The following is a 21,673-nucleotide window of genomic DNA, read 5'->3' on the forward strand; positions in this document are numbered from 1 at the left end:
ATCACCGCCTGGAAGCGGGCCAGGTTGGTGGCGTTGAACTGGGCGGCGTCCTCGGTGGCCTCGACGGTGAAGTTGTTCTGGGCGCCAAGCTGCTGGATCGCAGCGATGCCGGCCGGGATCGAGTCGTGCCGGAACCCGGCTGTCTTGCTGAAGATCAACACATTGAAGTCCGCCGCTGCCTGTGCCGGCGCCACAGGGACGCCGACAGCGGCCAGAATCAGGGCAAGGCAAAGCATTAATCGCCGGAACATGTGGGTGATCTCGCTTCCTGCCGTGCGAAGTACAGACAGGCGTGCGCCGATCACGCCAACGAAACTGGTCGAATCCTGCACCGGCTTCGATGCCTCAGTCAATAGTCGGACGCAGACGTGCCGAACTTTCATTCACTCTCGATAAAAGTCCATCGTCCGACGACGGATCGCTTGACATCGGCCAGCGACGCCGGTCACTCTAATTGTTCGGAGAGCGCTCTCACGTCGGCGGGTCAGAGCCCGTTCCAGGCGTCCCATCCCATGAGGACGCCTACCGTCCCGACCCGGAGGGGTCACGATGAGAGCTGGACCGTCGGCCACGACTCAGAGGCCCCGAAAACGGCAGCGACCCCGCCTGCTGAGCGCCGGCGCGATCGCGCGGCTATACCGTCGCCGGCTCCTCGGTTCGCGGCGTGTCGACCGGCTGCCCGACGCGGCTGATTGCGGCCAGCAGTGCGCCGAGAATGAGGCCTGACAGTATGCCGACCGGGACAATGATGAGGTCCGTGTCGGCGGCGTTGACCGGCGGGTTGCCCGCGATCCTGGTGAATTCCGGGCCGAGGGGCCACCCGATCGCGAAGAACAACAACAGCGCTGTCGACAGCACCGGGTGCCCGACGAGCATGCCGATCGCCGCGATCGCCGTGCCCGGCTTCCACGGGCAGACCACCGCCGCCACGCCGGCGAGCAGCAGCCCGCCCGCAGCTACGTACAGCAGGATCTGCGGCCCCGTTTCGACCACCCGCAGCGCGACCGCGCCGCTGGCTGCGACGGCGGCGGCGCCCGCTACCGCGAGCCGTCGCGGAGAACGACGCGGTGCGGCCGCCACGGCACATCCGAACGCCATCACGACCAGCAGCACCCCGGTCACCAGCGCCGCCGCGTCCAGCGCCGCCGGGTCTGTCTCGGACGGCGATTCGATCCCGGCAGCCAGCGGCGCCGTCGCTGCGGCGACCGACGCCGCGAGAATGAGTGAGACCCGGTCCGGTGCCGATCCGGGCCGCGTGAGCAGCCAGCCCAGGAACAGCAGTGCGCACACCGCTGCCGACAACCAGCCAGCGGCCGGTAGGCCGGCCAGGTCGTACCGGTCAACGGCGAGGTCGACACCGATGAGGCCGCCAACGGCCAGCCACGCTCCGGCCGAACGCCAACGGTCGCCCCGAAACGCCAACACGAGACCGGCGACGACGGCGACGAGCACCGTCCATCGCAGGTCACGCGCCCAGTAGGTGTTGTTCTCCGCCCACTCGTCACGCCAGGGCTTGGCGGGCTCGGTCAGCCGCTGCAGCATCGTCAGATTGGACGCCCACACGATGACGGCCGCGCCGGCACCGCCCAGCCCGACCACGACGCTCCACCGGCCCGTCATCTCGATGATGTTAGTACGGCAGCCGAGTTCGTGAGGTAGATGACCGCTGATGGGTCCGGTCGGCGTGTCCGCCGCGGTTATGGCGGCCGCCACGTGATCATCAGCGACCGTCGACGGCCCGGTCCGCGCGGACCGGCTCGCCGCCACCCTGCCCAGCCGGGCGTGGAACCGGATCTCCGCCGGCCCCGGGCCGAAAGGCGAGCGGTACTACGACTGGGGCGTGGATCACCATCACCGCACCGGCCGACGAGACCGCTGGCAGTCACAGCCTGCTGATCCGCCGCCGGATCAGCGACAGCGAACTGGCCTGCTACCGCTGCTGGACAACCCCGACCGGTGCCGCTACACACCCTGGCCCGGATAGCCGGAACCCGCTGGAACGTGGAGACGCCATCCTCACCGTCATCGCCGCCCACGAACGCGCCGATGTGCGGATGTCTGGATTTAGGCGGTCGTCGTCGTTACTCGCAGGTCCATCTGACGGCGTGAACGTTGCCGTCCTTGCCCGTGGCGTGACCCGCCAGCCTGCGGCCGTCGTCGCTCATGCCCTTGACCTCGGTCACGGTGGCCGGTGTGACCAGTCCGGGCAACAGCATCTCGCCGTTGTCGGTGACATACACAGCCAGGTAGGGGCGGTCGGCCTGCTGGCCGACGATCCAACCGGAGCCGTTGACGTCGGCAGCGAACCCGAGGTGTGGATACGTGGTGGCCGTCCCATCGGCCAGGTTCCACCGCACCGCCGTACCCGTCAGCGCTTCCACCGCCGTGCCGGCGACCCAGCCGTCACGAAGTCGGGATGCCCCGACGAACGACGACGGGCCGAGGGGTGACGCGAGCTCGACGATCCGACCGTCCGGACGCCACACGACGACGCCGGGCTTGCCGGCTCGGTCGAACCAGCCGAGTACGGTTCCATCGTCGTCGATGTCGGCCGCCCCGGCGTGTTCGGCGCCCGGCGGGCGCTCAAGCTTTTGCGGCCAGGTCGAGCCGGCCTTCCAGATCACCGCGTCGCCGTGGCCGTGGCCGACGATGTCGCCGCGTTCGTTGATGCCGGTGGCCGTTCCCGACGCCATTCCTGGCAGCGCGGTGGTGCGTCCGTCGACAATCACCCACGGCGTCATCAACTCGAACGTGTCCGGAACGTTGCTCTGGCCCACGGCGGTCCCGGACGAGTTCACGTCATTGATCATCTGATGCGTTCCCGGGATCGCGACCTCCCGGAGCTGTCCGTTGTCCCATAGGCCCGAGAAGCGGTTGAAGTCGACGGCGTCGGCCGGGTAACCGCCGCCAGCGACGAACCTGCCGGTCGGGTCGGCGCTGTCCACGTTGCTGTACGACCAGTTCGGCGCCTCGGGAAGGGGGGCGACGATGCAAGCCTTCGGCGGCGCAGCGACGGCGTTCGCCGGATTCGTGAGCAACGCCACCGTTGCCGCGGCGGCCAACCCTGCTGAGAAGAAGCGATTCATGCCGATAGAGACACCAGCTTCGACGCGCGCGTTTACACGATGGTCACGGCCGACGAGCGACTGGCGCGGACCCTGCTCGGGCGGACGGCGAGGACCATGGTGCCGGCCCCGGCTCCGATGACTGGCATTGATCCTGCTCGCGCTGCCTGCATCCAATTCCTTCTTCCGTGCAAAGCAGTAGACCGCCGAAGGAGGCAGCGCTGGCCGAGGTCTCCATCACCGAGCACCTGCGGCAAGCCCAAAGCGATGCGGCGATCATCGAGGTACGCCTGGTGGCGCCCGACGTAGACGCGTCGCAGACCGCGGCGGACCGGGTGGCCACCGTGCTCACGTGGTCAGCAGCAGTCGGCCCCGGCCACGCCGCGACGGCGACGGCGACGGGTACAGCGTGTACCTGAACGCCGAACTACCGTCCACACAGGTCACCGGCGAGCCCGGCCCGGGTCGACCTGCCCGACCTGCACCCGATCGCCGGGCCGGTGCGAAACTTCCTCGCCGACCTGCGCAACGCCGGCCGCTCACCACACGGGCCCGCAGGAGAGCCCTCTCCCGCCCGGAACGATTGCCCCTGGTGACAGCTACCCAAGCGTGGGGCCTGGGACACGGACCTGTTGCTCAACAGTGACTCCACTCATGCCGGCCGATGCGGAGCCCGCTGCGGGCGGACCGGTGGAATCCAGAAGAATCGAATCATGATGATGAACTCGCCACGGAAGATAGCCGCAGCGCTGGCCGGCACCCCTCTCGCGGGCCTGCCGGTCGGTCACGGGCCGCGGGGAACGATCATGATCCAGGATATCGATACCGGCTCATTGTTGGACTCCTGGCGGGCGGCGCATGCGCTGCTCCCGGTCACGGGCCGATGGCCGATCCTCGTCGACGACTACCTAGGCGACCTGCAGGACTTCGAGCCGTACCGCGATCCCGACACGCCGACCAAGCGGGAACTGGCCGATCTCGACCGCATCGCACGCATGATCGATCCGTGGCCCCACTTCTTCCGTGGGAAGACCGACGAGCCGGTGACCGCCGATCACGTGCCTTTTCTCGCCAAGGGCTCGTTCAGCACGGTGGACCTGCGCGAGGAGGTGCAGGCCAACGTGCCACCGACAGCAGATGAGGCAACGCTCGAACGCTGGATCTATGACTGCGTCCGGTCCGATCCGAAGCTCACGGCCCAGGTGGTCGACGGCTTCGCCCGCCGCTACGTGAGTACCGACGTCTGGTTCACGCCGGACAACGTCGTGATGCTGTTGCTGCCCACGGACTTCGGATGGTTGGCGCCGAACTGGAGCAGCTTCCATGACGCGCTCGGATATGAAGACCAGCTGGCCGGCGCGCTGTGGCAGTGGCAGGACCAGTGGGACGCCCGGCTGGTGGCGAACTGGGGCACGATGCTGCAGTTCGTCGTCCACCGCCCACCGAAGCCCGGCGACCAGGCCGGGGCCCTGGCCGGCCAGATCAAAGCGATAGCCACCAGCCTCGCCGGGCGCCGCTGGGAACTGGCCATCGTCCTTCCACACGGCGATGCCTGGTTCATCCACAGCCGCCCGTGACGACGGATCGCAGCATTTGCCTGTCGCTCAACAGCCGTATGGATCTGTCATCGGCATGGTTGCTGGCTGTGCTCACCACGGGGTTCGCGTGTTCAGCGGGAGTGCGTCAACGCTGCGGACCTAGTCAGGTCAGTTGGCCAGTTGGTCTGCCGGGTTGGTCGCCCGGTCGCTCAGATGCCGAGCGTCAGGCCGGCTTGGCGAGCAGCGCGCCTTCGGCGACGACGGTCTCCGGGCTGTCCACGGCGGTTGGGGCGACTGCGAACGCGCGGTGCAATAACGTGGCGGCCAGCGGGATCCGGCTGGAGCCGCCGACCAGGTAGACGGCGGCTGGGGTCGACGCGGCGGCGCCGGCTGCCAGCGCGGAGCGGGTGGCGGTGACGGTGCGGTCCAACACCGGACGGGCCAGCATCTCCAGTTGGTCGCGGGTGATGAGCACGTCGTGCTCGAACAGCGGCAGGTGCACCGTCGTCGAAGCGGCACGAGACAGCATCTCCTTGGCGTGCCGAACGTCGTCCCAGAGGGTCCGCCGTTCGCGCCGCTCCGCCGGTGTGGAGGGATAGGTCAGGCGCTGCCACGCTTCAGGGTCACGAGCCGCGTAGGCCGCACCGATGTGCGCCACGAGGGCAGCGTCCACGTCGACTCCGCCGGCGTCGGGCAGGCCCTCGGTGGCAAGCACGGTGAAGCCGCCTGCGGTCATTCGCAAGACGGTGGCGTCGAATGTCCCGCCGCCGAAGTCGTAAACCACGGCCACCGCGTGCTCGTCAATCGGGGTGCGGGTGACGCTGGTGAGAAACCGGGCGGCCGCGACTGGTTCAGGCACCAGGGTCACGGTCGGCAATCCCGACCGGGATGCCGCGGCGGCCAGAACCTCCCGGCGGTGCACGGCCCAGGCTGCTGGGTGAGTGAGGGTCACGTTGTGCACCGGTCCGTCCAAGGCCCGTTGCGCCTCGTCCCGCACTCGCGACAACACCGCCGACACCAGGTCCACGACCGGATAGTCGCGGCCACCGAGCAGGACGCTTCCGTCGTCGATGCATCGCTTGGGGGCGGGTTCGTATCGGTCGGGCGACGTCCGGGCCAGGTGCATCGCGTCATTGCCGACCATCAGGTGACCGTCGTCCGCGGCGAACACCGCTGAGGGCAGGAGCGGGAGACCGTCGAACAGCAACGGCACCCGGCGACCGTCCGCGCTCCGCAGCGCCGCGACTGTGTTCGATGTGCCGAAGTCGATCGCGAGGTGTGCCCCGCTCGGTGGGTGCACCACCGCCGGGCCGGTGGGCGGCCGCGGCCGCGTGGATCCGGGAGGTGGCACCGAAGGCGGGCCGGACGGCAGTCGGGTGGGCGGTGGGACTGTGGCCGACTGCGGCGGACTGACCGGCGGCGGTCGCAACGGCGCGCGCGAGTTCCCGGCCGATGATCGCGTCCCCGCAGGTGGCTCCTTACGCACTGAGCGACGAGCCCAGCGCAGAGCTCCCCATGTCCCGCCGATCAGGAGCGCAAGGAGCAACGAGACCATGATCAGCGCGCTAGTGGTCACGCCATCTCCACTCTCAGGACACGGACGGACTCACAGATCCGACGCCGATGTCGCCGAACGTACCAGCGGCATGCGAACCCCGCCTGGATGCACCAACCGACGGCGAAGTGCAGGCCGACGGATCGACTCGCTCCCCGTACCGGACTCGGACGGGTTGCCGATGCGGCCGGCTCTTGCCGGGCTCATAGCGATGGCAGGCGGTCGCCGATTGTCGGGCTGACGCCGTCGAGGTAGGTGAGGTAGTCCGCGAGTCCGGTGGCGGCTTCGCGTTCGTCGGCGCGATCGGCGGCTTTGGACCCACTGCGCGGCCCAAACGTCACGTCTCGGCAATCGCGTGGCTCACTTTCGGTACGCGGATGGGAGACCGTCGCCGGTTCTGCGGCGGTTTCGTGGTCAGACGGGTGTGGTGGTTAAGGTGGGGCCCGGCCCGAGCAGCACCATGATGGTGCGGGTTCCGTCGTGGTATACGGCGCTGACGGTGTCGGGCAGTCGCCCGTCGATCGGCGTACCAGTGTCCAGGCGCCACCGGTGCACTCCGGCCGGTGCGTCGCCAGCGTCGCCGACGTCCACGAGCGCCGTCGGCACACCGCGGGGATCGGTGTAGACGTCGATCAGAACCGACCAGGGCGGGATCGTGATCGCGGTGCCGATCGGCGTGCCGGTCTGGGCGTCCCAGCGGTGCATCTCGCCGCCCGCCATGTCGAGGCCGACGAGGATGTCACGGTCCACGGTGCGCAGCACGGCGAGCTGGGAGACGTTCTGGATGCTGCCGTCGAGCGGCCCACCGACCGGTTCGCCGGTGACAGCGTTCCAGCGACGGATCTGTCCGGCCTCACACCCGGAGATGATCACCGGTATGCCGTCGGCGCGGGTCGTCGACGTCACCGCCTTGACGCTGATCGGGTGCCCGGACAGTGGTTGGTTGACGGCCTGTCCGGTGGCGGCGTCCCACCGGTAGACCTTCCGGTCGTGTCCGGCGCCGACGAACAAGGCGCGGCCGTCAGGCAACCTCACCGCCGTGACGTCCCAGATCGTGGTGCAGGTCTCGTCCTCACCGGGCTCGTACCAGATCCCGGTTGATGCGTCCATCCGGGTGATGCCCTCTTCGTTGGCGGAGGCCAGGACCGTCCGGCCGTCCGGCAGCGGCGTCCACGCGAAGCCGTCGACCGGCACCCACCGCGGGTCCTCCGACGTGCCCAACCACTCGCCGTCGTGTGCATCGACCCGGTACACCCCGTACTGACTGTCGGCACACACGACGACCCGCCCATCTGCGAGCCGAACGACGCAGGCATGCCCGAAGCGGGTATCCGGCTCAGGAACGCGACCCAACCCCACCACCTTGCGCCGACAGCGACCGGCCCGAATGTTCGGCGCGTGCACGCTAACAGAGCGGATGATCACGGGTGAGCCGAATCCAGGAGTCGCACGCTGTCGGATGCGCACCGGACATGATCGCTGGCCGGGCATGCGGCATATGCTTCTGCCGAGCCGACGTGCGTGCAGCGGCCGTCAGGATTTGTAGCGGCAGGTTCAGCGATCAAGCGGGAACGGCCGGCTCGGGCTGGGAAATCCGATCGGCGGAGGCCGCCACGGTGGCTAGGCTCGGCCGTCATGCAACCCCTCGACGAACACGAGATCCGGTCGTCCTTCGTCAACTGCACCAAGGGCGAGGCGAGCCGGATCCGGATGCCCGCCGGCCTGGCCAACGGTGACGTGGCCTGGGCCGACCTCGACTTCCTCGGCTGGACCGATCCTGGAGCGCCGGCACGCTCGCTGCTCGTGATTCCGGATACTGGCGGGCCGACAGGCCTGGTGCTCCGGCGTCCTGAGATGGCCAGCGCCAAGAGGAACGGGACCCGCTCGACCATGTGCCGCGTCTGCCTGACCGAGCATGGAGCCTCCGGTGTGGCGCTGTTCGTCGCTCCCCTGGCCGGCGCCGCGGGGCGACGTGGAAACACCGTCGGCGAGTATCTGTGCGCCGACCTCGCATGTCCTTTGTACCTGCGCGGCAAACGCCAGCCGAAGATGCGACTCGTTCGACGGGAGGAGACACTCACCCTCGACGAGCGGATCAGCCGCGCGATGACCAACCTGGCGTCCTTCGTCAGCCGCGTTCTTGCGGGGTGACGTCAGCCGGCCGGAGAAGGGCAGTCGAACTTTGCATAGGTGATCTCACGGACGTAGAAGTCCTTGACCGGCTTACGGAAACTGAACCGCCAGCATTCGCGCGCGTCCCGCTCGAACTTTCCGCCCTTGCGGTAGAACAACACGTCGACGTGTCCACCCGGTTGCGGGCCTTGGTACACCGCCGTGTCGAGCACCTGGCCACCGCTCTTGCCCGCGTAGTACTCCAGCAACTTCGCGATCGCCTCTGGTTGGTCGCCCCGCCGGTAGCCGTCGCCGTGCGCCTCGGTCCAGTGCGCGGTCCGTTCGACATTCTCCTTGAACGGGCTGGCACCGACGCGTCTCGACACGACGACCCCGACGACGACGGCGATCATGAGCCCGACCACCGCCACCGCACCAAACCACAGCAGTCGACGTCTCACGATGCGAGGATGGCACGCACCTCGGACGCTCGCTGTCCGGGCCGGTCGCGGCGGACGCTGAGCGGCTCAGCCGGGGCCCGGGGCGCTGACCGCTATCCCGTGCCGGCGAGCCAGGCGGACTCGCCCTGGTGGAACGCGTCGAGCTCGGCCGGTCGGTCGTCGCCGAGCAGGTCCTGACTCACCGTCACGCCGCGGGTCGACTGGATCCAGGTGAGGAACCGGTAGGACGGCCGAAGCCCGGCGAGCTGGGCCGCGTCGACCGGTAGCGCCGCACCCGCGTGGACGGGGCGCAGCTCGTCGCGCTCCAGCAGGACCTCGAAGCTCATCAGCCGCCACCGTCCTTCATCCCGAACGGCACGTGAGAAGAACCGGCAGTAGGCGTGGAAGTCGACCTCCACTCCCTCCACCGTGGTCCGGTTGAAGATCTTCGCCGGGCTCTCGACGGTCGCCCGGTCGCCCTCGACCCGCGCGTAGGCGGGGAAGACCCAGTGCTTGCTGTTCCCGGTCCGCGCCATCCACGTCTTCGTCGCCTCGACGTAGGCCTCGCCGCCGCGTCCGTCGTACCACGTGGTCCGGACGTAGGCGTCGTCGTGGAAGCAGTCCCGCATCACGTCGAAGAGTCGCTGGTCGCGGGCGAAGCGTTCCCGCCTCACCAGGTCGAAGAGCTCCTCGCGGTCCAGGAGGGCCGCCAGCCGGTCGGGGTTCACCATGTCGTCCTCTCGTTCACCGCGGATAGCCGAGCACGGCCTTCACCTCGAGGTACTCCTCGAAGCCGAACCGCCCGAACTCCCGTCCGTTCCCGGACTGCTTGTAGCCGCCGAACGGCAGGCTGCGGTCGAACGGAGCGCCGTTGAGGTAGACGCGGCCCGCACGGATGCGGTTGGCGACCCTGCGGGCGCGGTCGGGGTCCTTCGACTGCACGAATCCCGCCAGCCCGAACGGCGTGTCGTTCGCGATCTCGACGGCCTCGTCCTCGGTCTCGTAGAGCAGGATCGAGAGCACGGGGCCGAAGATCTCCTCGCGCGCGATCCGCATCTGCGGCGTGACGTCGCCGAACACGGTCGGGCGGACGTAGAACCCCTTGTCGAGCCCGTCGGGGCGCCCCGGGCCGCCGACCACGAGCGTCGCACCCTCGTCGATCCCCGACTGCACGAGCGCGGTGATCTTCTCCAGCTGAGCCTGGCTCACCACGGGTCCCATCGTGGTCGACGGATCGAACGGATCCCCGAGACGGACCTCCTCGACCGCCCGTCGCGCAGCGGCGTACGCCTCGTCGCGCTGCGAGCGGTGCACGAGCATCCGCGTGGGCGACTGACAGTTCTGGCCGCCGTTCGTGTAGCACGAGTGCACCCCGGCGACGACCGCGGACTCCAGGTCCGCGTCGGGCAGGATGATGTTGGCCGACTTGCCACCGAGCTCGAGCGCGACGCGCTTCACCGTGTCGGCCGCGAGCTTGGAGACCCTGATGCCGGCACCGGTCGAGCCGGTGAGCGAGACCATGTCGACGTCGGGGTGCGCCGCGATGGCCTCACCGACCGTGGGACCGTCACCGTTGACGAGGTTGAACACGCCGGGCGGCAGCCCGGCGTCGTGGATGATCTCGGCGAGAACCATGGCGCTGAGCGGCGCGATCTCGCTCGGCTTGAGCACCACGGTGCATCCCGTGGCGAGGGCCGGGGCCACCTTCGACGCGACCTGGTTCAGCGGCCAGTTCCACGGCGTGATGAGACCGCAGACGCCGATCGGCTCGCGCCGCACGACCCCGGCTCCCATCTCCTCCTCGAAGTGGTAGTCCGCGAGCACGCGGGCCGCCTCCTCGAAATGGAACAGCGCCACCGTGGCCTGGCGTTCGGTCGAGAACGTGATCGGCGCCCCCATCTCGCGCGTCATCGTCCGGGCGATCTCGGGCAGCCGAGCCCGGAAGCCGGAGATGATCCGCTCGAGGTACTCCAGCCGTTGCTCCACGCTGACGTGCGAGTACGCGGCGAAGGCCGTGCGCGCCGCCACCACCGCGCGGTCGACGTCCTCGGCCGTCCCGAGGCTGATCGTCGCGAACGTCTCCTCGGTCGCGGGGTCGAGGACACCCAGGGTCCGCGGCGCGGCCGGATCGACCCACGCACCCTCGATGTAGAACTTCGTGGTCATGCTCCACCCTCCTGACTCGCCGCGGTGAGCGGGACGTCGACGCGCGAGCGGAGCTCGCGGAACGAGATCCCCCACGTCTCCCGGACGAGGACCTGGCCCCGCCCGGTGATCTCGAACGTGGCGACGTCGGTGTAGACCCGGTCCACGCACCGCAGCGCGGTGAGCGGATACGTGCATTCCCTGACGAGCTTCGGCTCGCCGGTCCTGGTGAACAGCGACATCAGCACGAAGACCTGCTTGGCGCCCACGGCGAGGTCCATCGCCCCGCCGACCGCCGGGATCGCGTCGGGCTCGCCGGTGTGCCAGTTGGCGAGATCCCCCGATGCCGAGACCTGGTAGGCGCCGAGGACGCACAGGTCGAGGTGGCCGCCTCGCATCATGGCGAACGAGTCGGCGTGGTGGAAGTACGAGGCGCCGGGCAGCTCGGTCACCGGGAACTTGCCGGCGTTGATCAGGTCGGGATCGATCGCGTCGCCCGTCGCCGCCGGCCCCATGCCGAGCATGCCGTTCTCGGTGTGGAGGATGACCCCCGACTCCGGGGGGAGGTGGTCGCCGACGGTCGTGGGCTGACCTATGCCCAGGTTGACGTACGCCCCGCGGGGAATGTCGCCCGCGAGCACCCGGGCCATCTCGTCGCGTCCGAGCGGGCCACGGTCGGTGTGCTCGACGATGCTCTCGCTCATGACTGCACCCGCACGATCCGGTCGACGTAGATGCCCGGGGTGACCACGGCCTCAGGATCCAGCACTCCCGGCTCGACGACGTGCTGCACCTGAACGACGGTGGTCGTCGCGGCAGTCGCCATGACGGGGGCGAAGTTGCGTGCCGTCTTGCGGTAGACGAGGTTCCCGAGGGTGTCCGCGGTGTGGGCGCTGATGAGCGCGACGTCGGCGGCGATGGGCAGCTCGAGGACGTACATATGGCCGTCGATCTCGCGGGTCTCCTTTCCCTCTGCCAGGAGGGTCCCGACTCCGGTGCGCGTGTAGAACCCGCCGATCCCGGCTCCGGCGGCGCGCATACGCTCGGCCAGGGTCCCCTGAGGCGCGACCTCGAGCTCGATCTTCCCGCTGCGGTACAACTCGTCGAAGACCCAGGAGTCCGTCTGCCGGGGGAACGAGCACACGATCTTGCGCACCTGCCCGGCCGCGAGCAGCGCCGCGAGCCCGGTGTCGGCGTTGCCCGCGTTGTTCGACACGACGGTGAGGCCTCGCGCTCCCTGCCGGATCAACGCGTCGATCAGGTCGAACGGCATGCCGGCCGTACCGAAGCCGCCCACCAGCACCGTCGAGCCGTCGGCGATGCCGCTGACCGCCTCGTCGACCGAGGCGCAGAGCAGCGTCATGTGACGTTCTCGAGCACGACGGCCAGGCCTTGACCCACACCGATGCAGATGGCTGCCACGCCCCATCGTTCACCGGACTCCACGAGCCGCGCCGCGAGGGTCCCGAGAATGCGCCCGCCCGAGGCACCCAGTGGGTGCCCGATGGCGATCGCCCCGCCCTTGGCGTTCACGACCTCGGCGTCCCGCAGCCCGAGCCCGATCCAGGCGTCGACACAGGCGATCGACTGGACGGCGAACGCCTCGTTCAGCTCGACGGCGCCGATGTCGTCCCAGGTGATGCCCGCCCGCTCGAGCGCGCCGTTGGCGGCCTCGACCGGGGCGTAGCCGAACTGCTGCGGCTCCAGCGCCGCCCAGCCGCGACCGGCGATCCGCGCGAGCGGGTCACGACCGATGGTCGCGGCCGCGCTCGCCGAGCCCAGCAGGACCGCGCTCGCGCCGTCGTTCAACGGTGAGCAGTTGCCGGCGGTGATCGTCCCGTCGGGCCGGAACGCCGGCTTCAGCCGTGCCAACGCCTCGATCGAGGTGTCGGTACGGATGCTCTCGTCCTGGACCAGGTCGGTGCCGGGGACGGGCACCACGAGGTCGTCGTAGAAGCCCTTCGCCCACGCCTCCGCCGCGAGGCGGTGCGAGCGAGCGGCGAACTCGTCCTGCCGCTCCCGCGAGATCGAGAACTTCTCCTGCAACTGCTCGTTGCACTCGCCCAGCGAGGCCGTCCACTCGGCGGGCATCCGCTCGTTCACCAGACGCCAGCCCAGCGTCGTGGAGACGGCGGTGACGTCGCCGGCCGGGAACCGACGCGACGGCTTCGGCAGGACCCACGGCGCCCGCGTCATCGACTCCACGCCTCCGGCGATCGCGATCTCCGCGTCGTCGACCTCGATCATGCGTGCGGCCATCATGGCGGCGTCCAGCGACGAGCCGCAGAGCCGGTTCACCGTGGTGGCGGTCACCGAGACGGGCATGCCCGCCAGCAGCACGGCCATCCGGCCGACGTTGCGGTTGTCCTCGCCGGCGCCGTTGGCGTTGCCCCAGAACACGTCGTCGACCAGGCCGGGGTCCAGGTCCGGCGAGCGGTCGAGAAGTCCCTTCAACGCGGTCGCGGCCAGATCGTCGGTCCTCGTGTCGGCCAGGGCTCCGTTGAACCGGCCGAACGGGGTCCGGACCGACGCGTACACGAATGAGCTGCTCATCGGGTCGTCTCCATTGTCATGTCGTGCCAGTGCGGGAGGACGTGCCGCCCGACGAGGTCGAGCGTGTGGCGGGCGACGTCCGGCGGCGTGCCGAACGGGGCGACCCGCAGCTGGACGGACGTGACCCCCGCCCGGACGTACCGGGCGATCGTCGCGTCGATCTCGTCGGGCGTGCCCACCATGGGGAGCTCGAGCTCAGCAGGCCCGTCCGCACCCATCCATGAGCCCCGCTCGGTGTAGTAGTCGGTCGCGGCCTTCAGGTGGCGCGCGGCGAGCTCGCGGGCAGTGGCGGCATCCTCGTGGACGACGCAGAACCTGGTGGTGGCGACCACTCCCCCCGTCTCGCCCGGCCGTCCGCCGCGACACGACCAGTAGGCGGCCGACTGCTTGATCAACAGGTCGTCGCGGTAGTTCGTCGCGCCGTAGAATCCGTCGGCGAGCGTCGCGGCACGACGGGCCGAGGCTGCCACCTTGCCGCCCACCAGGATCTGCGGCCCGCCGCGCTGCACCGGGGGTGGGATCGCCACCGGCGAATCGGCACCCGCGGACCACATGGAGCGCAGCAGCGTCAGCGTGGCGTCGAAGGCCGCGCCGGCCGGACCTGACGCGGGCAGCCCGACCCGTTGGGCTACCTCCGGGCTGCCGAGCCCGAGGCCGAGGGTGAGCTTCCCGCCGCACAGCTGGTCGAGCAGCGCGGCCTCGTAGGCCAGCTTCTGCGGACTGTACGCGTGCAGGAGCAGCACCGCTGATCCCAGCGCCAGGGACGTCCGGCCGGCCAGATGTCCGAGGACCGTCAGGGCGGACGGGAGGTGGAACGGCTGAGCGGCCGCGTGATAGCTCTCCCCCACCCACGCGGAGTCGAATCCGTGCTGCTCCGCGTGGGCGAGCATCGTGACCGTGCGATCCACCTGTGGGCGGACCGGCTCCTGGGAGCTCAGGTCGAGCGCGACCCCCAGCCGCATTCAGCTGGCGCTCTCTGCTTGCTTCTTGACGTCGTCGTAGGAGAAGTCGTTGAACGCCTTGAACATCTCGTCGGTGTAGACATCCTTCGCCGGGAACTTCTTGCTCAGTCCGGCCGAGGCCATGAAGTCGAGCGCACGGGTGAACGCAGCCTCGTCGATCCGGCCCAGGGTCTTGTCGTCGAAGCCCTGTCCGGCCAGGCGGACCTCGAGGACCTTGATCCCGTCGGCCAGCGCCTTCTCCTCCGGGTCGGACCCGCGGGTCTCCGGGTAGAGCTTCCACAGGTCGCGGATCGCGGCCTCGGGGTTGGCCTTGGAGAAGACGAACGCCTTCGCCACCGCACGACCGAACCGTTCGAGGACGTCCTTCTTGGCCTTGAGGTTCTTCCGGGTCGTCGCGAAGCCGCCGCCCCACGCGTCCGCCGTCTCCTTGACCGGAAGCGGCGTCAGGTTGATACCGGCGTTCTTGACGATCTGGTACTGGATGTCCCAGAGCGCCAACGCATCGACCTGGCCGCTCTTGATGGCGTTGATCTGCTGGGCGCCGGCACCGATCGGCACCAGGCTGGCAGCGTCCGGGCTCATCCCGTTGAGCTCCATCGCGGTCCGGGCGAACGTTGCGCCGGAGCTCGCGACCGCGGTGACGCCGATCTTCTTGCCCTTCAGGTCGGCGATGCTCTTCACGTTCGAACCGTCCGGCACCTCCAGGCTGTAGATCCACTTCGCCCAGTAGGAGCTGAAGTAGGCCAGGTTCAGGTCCTTGTCGTGTCCGATGGCCACCGGCTCGACCGTCATGAGGCCGAGGTCGGCACCGCCGCCGGCGACCTGCTGCGCTGCCTGGGTGGCCGACGGGAACAGGTTGGTCGTGACCTTCAGACCCTCCTCCTCGTAGAAGCCCTCGGCCTCCACGACGGCCATGACCGCGTAGCCGGCGTTCCAGCTCGGGGACGCCATCGCGAACGTCACCGGCGTCAGACCGCCGGACTTGGCCGAGTCGTCGTCGGATCCGCACGCACTCAGCGTTGCGGCCGCGCACAGGACGGCGACCGCGCCAGTCACGACCTTCATCGCTCGTCTGGTCTTCACATTCGGAACCTTCCTCATAACTGGGTGGGGAGCGGGTAGGTGTCTTGGTTGAGCACTCGGCCCGGCGTCCGGGAGAAGTCCAGACGCGGCGGGCAGAAGATGTCGATCAGCTGGTTGGTCCCCGAGCCCACGGCCTCACTGGTGTGGATCATGGGCGGAGGGATCACGGCCACCGAAGGACTGCCGCACCGCAGGTGCCGGTCCTCGCGCCACTCGCTGCGACGCTTCGACCACGGGGTCCGCAGGTGGTGGACGTACTCCCCCTCCACGGCGAGCGAGCACTGCTCGAAGTCGTCGTGGTCGTGCGGCGAGAGGCTGTCAGGATCACGCGGACCGATCCTGGGCGCCAGGAAGTTGACCATGAAGGTGCTGCACCGCACGATCTGGCCCGGGCGGACGGCGTCCTGCGTCACCGTCAGGTCGGCCAGTCGGTAGGGCCGGATGCGGTAACCCTCCGGCGGGTCCGGCCACGGCTCGAACGGCCTGACGTTCGGGTGCGGCTCTGCGTACGAATCCCGGTTGCGCGCCTTGTCCAGCAGGTCGGTGGACCGGGAGCTGAACAGCCGCACGACGGTGCAGTCGTCGACGCCGACGATCGCGCTGCTGCCCGGCGGGACCATCACCACCGCCTTGCCCGAGACCGACGCGACCTCCCCCGTCGCACGGACCTCGACGCTGCACTCCTCGTAGGGGAGGATCACGACGTACTCGTCCGGCTGATCACCCCGCTCCAGCACGTCGCCGGCGACCAGCGTCGTGTGGGCGAGCACGAAGTTGTGTCCGCGGAAGTACCACGTCGACGATCCGCCGGGAGTCGTCTCGTCGGGATCGCCCGTACCGAGGTCGGAGAACTCCACGTCGGGCGGGGTGGCCAGGGTGGTCATCGTCTGTCCTTTCGGGTCAGCAGCAGGGTGCCGGTTCCGTCGCCTCTCTCGGCGACAAATCAGCGTTTTCAGTCGTCCAGGCCGAGCAGGAACGCCGGGTTGTCGCAGAAGATCTGCCGTAGCGACCTCTCGTCCAGGCCGAGGTCCAACAGCGCGGTCGCGACGCGGATGTAGGAGTCCACCGGCAGCGGCCGATCCTTCTGACCGAGGTCGGAGGCGATCACGGTGTGCTCCGGGCCGATCTTCTCGATCCAGTCCAGGAGGATCTTCGGGTCCCACTTCTTGGTCCCCTCGGGGTCGTAGAAGCCGGTCTCGTGCTCGATGAACGCTCCGTAGCCGATGAGCTCACGGCATTTCGCCTCGTCCGCACCGATGACGTAGTCGGGATGGTTGAGCAGCATCCGGGTGACACCCTTGTCCTTGGCCGCGGCGAACAGCTGGGTGATCGACTCGGTCTCCATGTGACCGCCGGTCACCATCGCGCCGGTCTCCTTCACCAGGTCGAGCACCTCGTGGACCGCAGGGATGAGCTCACCGTCCTCCTGGTGGATCTCGACCCGGGACGACGGCACCTCGACGCTCGCCGTGGGGAAGCCGACGCCCTCCGGATGGCAGTCGATGTGCCGGCCGGCCGAGAACGTCGGAAACCACACGGCCCTGCCCCCCATGCGCAGGCACATGGCCACCGCCTGCGGGTTGATGCCGCCGACCATGCTGTTCAGGGTGATGCCGCCGAAGACCGGCGTGCTGATCTTCGCCAGCCGGTCGCTCATCGCGAGCAGGTCCATGACGGTGTTGTGGTGGTGGGACTTCACCAGCACGCCCCGCATGCCGAGCCGCTCGCCGTCCTTGCCGGCCTCGGCATGGTCGATGCGTCGAGGGAACGGGTTCGGGCCCGAATGGCAGTGCAGGTCAACGCAGCCGTTCAGCAGCCTGATGATGGCGGGTGTGTCGGTCATGAAGTCTCCCGGCGTCGACGATGTTCGCATCACAGACTCGAAGTTCACCATCCGGTCTGTCAAGAGCGTGATTCGAATTGCGCTTCCGCGAAATCCCTGGGAAATCTTGCAGCGAGACGGAGGACGCGCTTAACCTCTGTCCGTACTGCGAACTACGCGCACTCTTTGTGGACACTCAACGTGACGGGGTGAGGGCCGATGACGGAGCGCCAGGTCGACAAGCCGGTGACTGCTCGCGAGCAGGACATCCAGGCGGTGAGCCGGACCGCGCAGATCCTCGGACTGTTCGATCCGGAGACTCCCGAGCTTTCCGTCGCGGAGACCAGCCGCCGGCTCGGTCTGAACCGGACTACGGTGCACCGCTACTTCAGCTCGATGATCAGCTCCGGCCTGCTCGAGCGCGTGGAGGACTCCGCACTCGTCCGTCCCGGACGGGCGATCCTGCAACTCGGCAGCTTCAGCCTGGGACGGCAGCGCATCCTGCAGATGGCGCCGGCCTACATGCGGGAGCTCACGCTCGAGATCAAGATCAGCATCGTGCTGTCGCTGTGGGGCACCTCCGGCCCGGTGGTCTCACTGGTGGAGGAGGCCGACCATCCCACCCTGGTGACGGTGCGCGTGGGCTCGCAGCTCGCCCTGAACTCCGCGCAGGCCAAGGTCTTCCTGGCCTTCCTCCCCGACCAGTTCCACGCCGACCGACTCACCGGCAGCCTCCCCGAGCCCCAGCGCACCGAGACCCGCCGTCGTATCGAGGCGATCCGACAGGCCGGCATGAGCAGCGACGTCAACCACCGCGGCATCTGCATCGTCGCGGCGCCGGTGTTCGCGGCGGCCGGGATCTGCGCCACGATCGCGGCCGTCGGCACCGAGCGGATGCTGCCGGCGGCGCTGGACTCCCGAGAGGCCACGGCGTTGAAGGCCGCCTGCAAGCGGCTGACCAAGGAGATGGGCGGCACGTGGCCCGAGGCGACTGACTGATTGCTGCCAGCACGACAGCCGAGGCGCGGGCAGCCTGCGCTCGAACCAGGTGAGGAATGACCGACATGCCGACCAGCACCGACACCGACTGCGTGATCCGCTTGGACTCGCTGTCCATGGTCTACCCGACGAAGTCCGGCGGGACCGTCCAGGCTCTCGACGACGTCTCCCTCAGTGTCCGGGCCGGTGAGTTCATCTCCATCGTCGGCCCCAGCGGCTGCGGCAAGAGCACGCTGCTGCGGATCATCATGGGCCTGTCCCGCCAGACCTCCGGACAGGTCACCTTCGGGCCATCGGAGGACACCCACCGCAACCAGCTCGGGATGGTCTTCCAGCAGCCGCTGCTGCTGCCATGGCGCACCGTGCGGAGAAACCTGCTGACGTCGCCGGACCTTCACAAAGCCCGGGACGCCGCGACCCACGCGAAGGCCGACGAGCTGCTGGTGATGCTCGGCCTGGAGGAGTTCGGCGACCGGTACCCCAACGAGCTGTCCGGCGGGATGCAGCAGCGGGTCGGGATCGGCCGCGCCCTGATGCACGACCCGCGGATCCTGCTCATGGACGAGCCGTTCGGCGCCCTCGACGCGATGACCCGCGACCAGATGGGACTGGACCTGCTGAAGATCTGGGACCAGGACCGCAAGACCGTCCTGTTCGTGACGCACAGCATCCCCGAGGCGGTGCTCCTCGCCGACCGCGTCGTGGTCATGACACCGCGACCCGGCCGGTTGGCGGACGTCATCGAGGTCGCGCTCCCTCGACCGCGGCGGCTCGAAAACATCAACACGCCCGAGTTCGGCGAGATCGTCCTGAAGATCCGCAAGTTACTCGACTCCGAGCACAGCGCCCACTAGGAGACCTGATGTCCACCAACACCAAGCGCCACGCAGCCGACCGAGGAGCACTCGCCGCCCCGGGCGGCGAGAAGTTGGAGGCGCCCACGAGCTCGGACACCCCGGTCCGACGCCGACGCCGCCGAGTGCCGGAGATCGCCTACAGCGTGCTGGTGTTCATCGGGCTGTTGGTGGTCTGGCAGCTCGTCGTGAAGATTTTCGACGTCTCCAGCATCCTGGTCCCCGCGCCCACGGCCGTCGCCGACTCCCTGGTCGACGGCTTCCAGGACGGCAGCCTGATCACCCACTCGATCGTCACCCTGAAGGAGATCCTGATCGGGTTCGGCATCGCGGTCGGCTCGGCACTGGTCTCCGCGGTGCTCATCACCCAGTTCCGGACGGTGGAGCGCGTGCTCTTCCCGCTGCTCATCCTGACCCAGACCATCCCGAAGGTCGCCATGGCGCCTCTGCTGATCGTCTGGTTCGGCATCGGGATCAGCTCGAAGGTGCTGACCGTGGCCCTGATCGCGTTCTTCCCCCTCCTCATCAACGCCGTCCTGGGATTCCGGTCCGCCGCCCACGAGCAGGTCGAGATGCTCCGGTCCTTCGGCGCCTCCCGGATGCAGGTCATGCGGCACCTGCAGATCCCGTCGGCGCTTCCGCACATCTTCGCGGGACTGGAGGTCGCCGTCATCCTGTCCGTGACCGGTGCCGTGGTCGCGGAGTTCGTGGGCAGCTCCGAAGGTCTGGGCTACCTGATCCAGGCGAGCAACTTCACCCTCGACGTGGGCAGGACCTTCGCGGTGATCGTCGTGCTGTCGGCCGTCGGCATCGCACTGCACGCGGTCGTCGTGCGGCTCGGCAAGTGGCTGGTCTTCTGGACCGCCACCCCCACCGATACCGCCAGCGAGATCTGAGCCATGGCACGGGTGCGCGACGGGATCAACGGCGGCACGCTCGGGACCTGGATCAAGCTCGCCAGCCCCGAGAGTGTCGAGATCATGGCCCACGCGGGCTTCGACTTCGTGGTCATCGACCTCGAGCACACGACACTGGACCTGGGCGCCGCCTCGACCCACATCGCGATGGCCCGCGCCCTCGGAGTGGACCCGCTCGTCAGGGTGCCCGACCACGGCCTCAGCGTGATCCAGCGGGTCCTGGACGCCGGCGCGGCCGGTGTGGTCGTGCCTCACGTCGACACGGTCGAGCAGGCCCGGGCGGTTGTGCGGGCCACCTGCTTTCCGCCCCGTGGCGACCGCGGGTCCGGCGGCACCAGCCGCGCGGGTCGCTGGGGGCTGCTGCCACGGGCGGACTACCTCGAGTACGGCAACGAGCAGGCCCTGTGCGTCGTCCAGCTCGAGAGCGAGGTGGCGATCAGGAACGCGAGGGAGATCCTGGCCCTCGACGGCATCGATGCCGCGTTCGTCGGGACCGCCGACCTCTCGATGTCGATGGGCGTCGCGGCGGGAAGCGACGAGGTGGACCGGCTCGCCATGTCCGCGCTGGCGGCCGCCGCCGCGGCAGGTGTTCCCATCGGCACCGCGTCCGCAACGAGTGACCAGGCCCGGGCCGCACTGGCCCGGGGCTACGACTACGTGGTGGTCAGCAACGACACCTCGATCCTCGCCAGCGGAGGCCAGGCGATCGTGAACGCGCTGAAAGCGCCCGTCGCCGAGCGAGTCGCCCCATGAGCGAGTGCTTGCACGAGCGAATCGGCTGGCTCAGCGCGGTGCCTCATGGCGTCGGCGAGCGAAGCGAGGCGGCGTCATGAGCGCGCCACGTGTCGCCATCGTGACGGGCTCGAGCTCCGGGATCGGAGAAGGGATCGCCCGCGCGCTCGCGGCCGACGGCTTCACCGTCGTGGTGAACTCGGCCACCTCGGTCGACGCCGGCGAGCGGCTCGCGGCCGAGCTCCCGGGGGCGAGCTACGTCCAGGCCGACATCGCCGATCCCGCCGACGCCGTGCGCCTGGTGGAGACGGCCGTGGAGCGGCACGGCCAGCTCGACCTGCTGGTGAACAACGCCGGGGTGTCGCGACCCGTCCCCCACGCCGACCTGGATGCGATCACCGCTGACGACTGGCACCGGATCCTCGGCGTCAACGTCGTCGGGACGTGGCAGGTCTCCGTCGCCGCCGTGAAGGTCATGGAGCCCGGTGGCCAGATCATCAACATCACCTCGGTGGGCGGCTCGCGCCCCCTCGGCAGCTCGATCCCCTACTCCGTCAGCAAGGCCGCGCAAGACCACCTGACGAGGCTGCTGGCCAAGGCCGTGGGTCCGGACGTCCGGGTGAACGCGATCGCCCCGGGGCCGATCGAGACCCGACTGACCTCGGACAGCCTCGCCGCGCGGGCAGCACGCACCGCGGCAATGACACCGCTGGGCCGGCTCGGACAACCATCCGACGTCGCAGCGATGGTCCTGGCGCTCATCAAGGCCCCCTTCGTCACCGGTGAGGTGATCCACGTCGACGGCGGCATCAACCTCGTCACCCACCTCGACGCGCCTCGCAACGACGACGCGTGATCCGTCCCGGACCGAACCAATAGCGCCCGGTTGCCTGTCG

23 protein-coding genes and 1 pseudogene are annotated in these 21,673 nt (G+C 69.0%); 9 read left to right on the forward strand and 15 right to left on the reverse strand.

Annotated features, from left to right (window positions below; genetic code table 11):
• A partial coding sequence (locus Vau01_RS54825) for a ThuA domain-containing protein (RefSeq protein ID WP_239152782.1) occupies window positions 1-383 on the reverse strand: 383 nt, incomplete at its 3' end.
• 250 nt (window positions 384-633) lie between these two features.
• Window positions 634-1,713 (reverse strand): hypothetical protein, encoded by a 1,080-nt coding sequence (locus tag Vau01_RS54830; protein WP_204010040.1) that lies wholly within the window; start codon window positions 1,711-1,713, stop codon window positions 634-636.
• Between the two features lie 16 nt (window positions 1,714-1,729).
• Here Vau01_RS54830 and Vau01_RS65740 point away from each other — a divergent pair.
• Window positions 1,730-2,010 (forward strand): annotated as a pseudogene (locus tag Vau01_RS65740) (IS701 family transposase); the annotation flags it as partial.
• Between the two features lie 71 nt (window positions 2,011-2,081).
• Here the strand turns inward: Vau01_RS65740 and Vau01_RS54835 are convergent.
• Window positions 2,082-3,086: a hypothetical protein gene (locus tag Vau01_RS54835; RefSeq protein ID WP_204010043.1), complete on the reverse strand. Its 1,005-nt coding sequence runs from the start codon at window positions 3,084-3,086 to the stop codon at window positions 2,082-2,084.
• Window positions 3,087-3,253: 167 nt separating this feature from the next.
• On the opposite strand from Vau01_RS54835, the gene Vau01_RS54840 reads away from it, so the two are divergent.
• Window positions 3,254-3,484: a hypothetical protein gene (locus Vau01_RS54840; protein WP_204010046.1), complete on the forward strand. Its 231-nt coding sequence runs from the start codon at window positions 3,254-3,256 to the stop codon at window positions 3,482-3,484.
• A gap of 387 nt (window positions 3,485-3,871) precedes the next feature.
• Complete coding sequence (locus tag Vau01_RS54845) at window positions 3,872-4,642, forward strand: hypothetical protein (RefSeq protein ID WP_204010048.1); 771 nt, start codon at window positions 3,872-3,874, stop codon at window positions 4,640-4,642.
• Between the two features lie 184 nt (window positions 4,643-4,826).
• Here the strand turns inward: Vau01_RS54845 and Vau01_RS54850 are convergent, their stop codons facing one another.
• On the reverse strand, window positions 4,827-6,158 hold the full coding sequence (locus Vau01_RS54850; RefSeq protein ID WP_308440527.1) for an Hsp70 family protein: 1,332 nt from the start codon (window positions 6,156-6,158) through the stop codon (window positions 4,827-4,829).
• A 414-nt stretch (window positions 6,159-6,572) separates the two neighbouring features.
• Window positions 6,573-7,583, reverse strand: coding sequence for a WD40 repeat domain-containing protein (locus Vau01_RS54855; RefSeq protein WP_204010051.1), 1,011 nt, complete (start codon window positions 7,581-7,583; stop codon window positions 6,573-6,575).
• A 210-nt stretch (window positions 7,584-7,793) separates the two neighbouring features.
• Between Vau01_RS54855 and Vau01_RS54860 the strand changes: the two genes are divergently transcribed.
• A complete protein-coding gene (locus Vau01_RS54860; protein WP_204010053.1) occupies window positions 7,794-8,309 on the forward strand; it encodes an FBP domain-containing protein in 516 nt (171 codons plus the stop codon).
• Between the two features lie 2 nt (window positions 8,310-8,311).
• Here the strand turns inward: Vau01_RS54860 and Vau01_RS54865 are convergent, their stop codons facing one another.
• The 10 genes from Vau01_RS54865 to Vau01_RS54910 all read right to left on the reverse strand — a co-directional run bounded on the left by Vau01_RS54865 (window position 8,312) and on the right by Vau01_RS54910 (window position 17,296).
• A complete protein-coding gene (locus tag Vau01_RS54865; protein ID WP_204010055.1) occupies window positions 8,312-8,731 on the reverse strand; it encodes a hypothetical protein in 420 nt (139 codons plus the stop codon).
• Between the two features lie 92 nt (window positions 8,732-8,823).
• Window positions 8,824-9,441: a nuclear transport factor 2 family protein gene (locus tag Vau01_RS54870; RefSeq protein ID WP_204010057.1), complete on the reverse strand. Its 618-nt coding sequence runs from the start codon at window positions 9,439-9,441 to the stop codon at window positions 8,824-8,826.
• 13 nt (window positions 9,442-9,454) lie between these two features.
• On the reverse strand, window positions 9,455-10,876 hold the full coding sequence (locus tag Vau01_RS54875) for an aldehyde dehydrogenase family protein (RefSeq protein ID WP_204010060.1): 1,422 nt from the start codon (window positions 10,874-10,876) through the stop codon (window positions 9,455-9,457).
• Window positions 10,873-11,559 carry a 3-oxoacid CoA-transferase subunit B gene (locus tag Vau01_RS54880; RefSeq protein WP_204010063.1) on the reverse strand — a complete coding sequence of 229 codons (687 nt, stop codon included), beginning with the start codon at window positions 11,557-11,559 and terminating at the stop codon, window positions 10,873-10,875. Before Vau01_RS54880 ends, Vau01_RS54875 begins: the two co-directional genes overlap by 4 nt.
• Window positions 11,556-12,218, reverse strand: coding sequence for a 3-oxoacid CoA-transferase subunit A (locus Vau01_RS54885; protein ID WP_204010066.1), 663 nt, complete (start codon window positions 12,216-12,218; stop codon window positions 11,556-11,558). Before Vau01_RS54885 ends, Vau01_RS54880 begins: the two co-directional genes overlap by 4 nt.
• Complete coding sequence (locus tag Vau01_RS54890) at window positions 12,215-13,408, reverse strand: thiolase family protein (protein WP_204010069.1); 1,194 nt, start codon at window positions 13,406-13,408, stop codon at window positions 12,215-12,217. Before Vau01_RS54890 ends, Vau01_RS54885 begins: the two co-directional genes overlap by 4 nt.
• Window positions 13,405-14,370 (reverse strand): LLM class flavin-dependent oxidoreductase, encoded by a 966-nt coding sequence (locus Vau01_RS54895; RefSeq protein WP_204010072.1) that lies wholly within the window; start codon window positions 14,368-14,370, stop codon window positions 13,405-13,407. The genes Vau01_RS54890 and Vau01_RS54895 overlap by 4 nt, the downstream gene beginning before the upstream one ends.
• Window positions 14,371-15,453, reverse strand: coding sequence for an ABC transporter substrate-binding protein (locus Vau01_RS54900; RefSeq protein ID WP_204010074.1), 1,083 nt, complete (start codon window positions 15,451-15,453; stop codon window positions 14,371-14,373).
• A gap of 14 nt (window positions 15,454-15,467) precedes the next feature.
• Complete coding sequence (locus Vau01_RS54905) at window positions 15,468-16,337, reverse strand: cupin domain-containing protein (protein WP_204010077.1); 870 nt, start codon at window positions 16,335-16,337, stop codon at window positions 15,468-15,470.
• Window positions 16,338-16,405: 68 nt separating this feature from the next.
• Complete coding sequence (locus Vau01_RS54910) at window positions 16,406-17,296, reverse strand: DUF6282 family protein (protein WP_204010080.1); 891 nt, start codon at window positions 17,294-17,296, stop codon at window positions 16,406-16,408.
• A gap of 198 nt (window positions 17,297-17,494) precedes the next feature.
• On the opposite strand from Vau01_RS54910, the gene Vau01_RS54915 reads away from it, so the two are divergent.
• The 5 genes from Vau01_RS54915 (at window position 17,495) to Vau01_RS54935 (ending at window position 21,633) form a co-directional block, all read left to right on the forward strand.
• On the forward strand, window positions 17,495-18,274 hold the full coding sequence (locus tag Vau01_RS54915; RefSeq protein ID WP_204010082.1) for an IclR family transcriptional regulator: 780 nt from the start codon (window positions 17,495-17,497) through the stop codon (window positions 18,272-18,274).
• Between the two features lie 56 nt (window positions 18,275-18,330).
• A complete protein-coding gene (locus Vau01_RS54920; RefSeq protein ID WP_204010085.1) occupies window positions 18,331-19,128 on the forward strand; it encodes an ABC transporter ATP-binding protein in 798 nt (265 codons plus the stop codon).
• Window positions 19,129-19,136: 8 nt separating this feature from the next.
• Entirely contained in the window at window positions 19,137-20,024 is an 888-nt protein-coding gene (locus Vau01_RS54925; protein ID WP_204010089.1) for an ABC transporter permease, read from the forward strand.
• Window positions 20,025-20,027: 3 nt separating this feature from the next.
• The gene (locus tag Vau01_RS54930) at window positions 20,028-20,798 is read left to right on the forward strand and encodes an HpcH/HpaI aldolase family protein (RefSeq protein WP_204010092.1); all 771 of its coding nucleotides are present in this window, start codon (window positions 20,028-20,030) and stop codon (window positions 20,796-20,798) included.
• 76 nt (window positions 20,799-20,874) lie between these two features.
• Window positions 20,875-21,633, forward strand: coding sequence for an SDR family NAD(P)-dependent oxidoreductase (locus Vau01_RS54935; RefSeq protein ID WP_204010095.1), 759 nt, complete (start codon window positions 20,875-20,877; stop codon window positions 21,631-21,633).
• The last annotated feature ends 40 nt before the right edge of the window (window positions 21,634-21,673 follow it).

The sequence above is a fragment of the Virgisporangium aurantiacum genome, from assembly GCF_016863635.1.
GTDB lineage: Bacteria > Actinomycetota > Actinomycetes > Mycobacteriales > Micromonosporaceae > Virgisporangium > Virgisporangium aurantiacum.

Coding starts and splice junctions, on each gene's coding strand:
- Vau01_RS54935 (WP_204010095.1), top strand. CDS start 20,875: ATGAGCGCGCCACGTGTCGCCATCGTGACGGGCTCGAGCTCCGGGATC.
- Vau01_RS54910 (WP_204010080.1), bottom strand. CDS start 17,296: ATGACCGACACACCCGCCATCATCAGGCTGCTGAACGGCTGCGTTGAC.
- Vau01_RS54850 (WP_308440527.1), bottom strand. CDS start 6,158: ATGGTCTCGTTGCTCCTTGCGCTCCTGATCGGCGGGACATGGGGAGCT.
- Vau01_RS54920 (WP_204010085.1), top strand. CDS start 18,331: ATGACCGACATGCCGACCAGCACCGACACCGACTGCGTGATCCGCTTG.
- Vau01_RS54915 (WP_204010082.1), top strand. CDS start 17,495: ATGACGGAGCGCCAGGTCGACAAGCCGGTGACTGCTCGCGAGCAGGAC.
- Vau01_RS54885 (WP_204010066.1), bottom strand. CDS start 12,218: ATGACGCTGCTCTGCGCCTCGGTCGACGAGGCGGTCAGCGGCATCGCC.
- Vau01_RS54930 (WP_204010092.1), top strand. CDS start 20,028: ATGGCACGGGTGCGCGACGGGATCAACGGCGGCACGCTCGGGACCTGG.
- Vau01_RS54880 (WP_204010063.1), bottom strand. CDS start 11,559: ATGAGCGAGAGCATCGTCGAGCACACCGACCGTGGCCCGCTCGGACGC.
- Vau01_RS54835 (WP_204010043.1), bottom strand. CDS start 3,086: ATGAATCGCTTCTTCTCAGCAGGGTTGGCCGCCGCGGCAACGGTGGCG.
- Vau01_RS54895 (WP_204010072.1), bottom strand. CDS start 14,370: ATGCGGCTGGGGGTCGCGCTCGACCTGAGCTCCCAGGAGCCGGTCCGC.
- Vau01_RS54905 (WP_204010077.1), bottom strand. CDS start 16,337: ATGACCACCCTGGCCACCCCGCCCGACGTGGAGTTCTCCGACCTCGGT.
- Vau01_RS54870 (WP_204010057.1), bottom strand. CDS start 9,441: ATGGTGAACCCCGACCGGCTGGCGGCCCTCCTGGACCGCGAGGAGCTC.
- Vau01_RS54860 (WP_204010053.1), top strand. CDS start 7,794: ATGCAACCCCTCGACGAACACGAGATCCGGTCGTCCTTCGTCAACTGC.
- Vau01_RS54925 (WP_204010089.1), top strand. CDS start 19,137: ATGTCCACCAACACCAAGCGCCACGCAGCCGACCGAGGAGCACTCGCC.
- Vau01_RS54875 (WP_204010060.1), bottom strand. CDS start 10,876: ATGACCACGAAGTTCTACATCGAGGGTGCGTGGGTCGATCCGGCCGCG.
- Vau01_RS54845 (WP_204010048.1), top strand. CDS start 3,872: ATGATCCAGGATATCGATACCGGCTCATTGTTGGACTCCTGGCGGGCG.
- Vau01_RS54890 (WP_204010069.1), bottom strand. CDS start 13,408: ATGAGCAGCTCATTCGTGTACGCGTCGGTCCGGACCCCGTTCGGCCGG.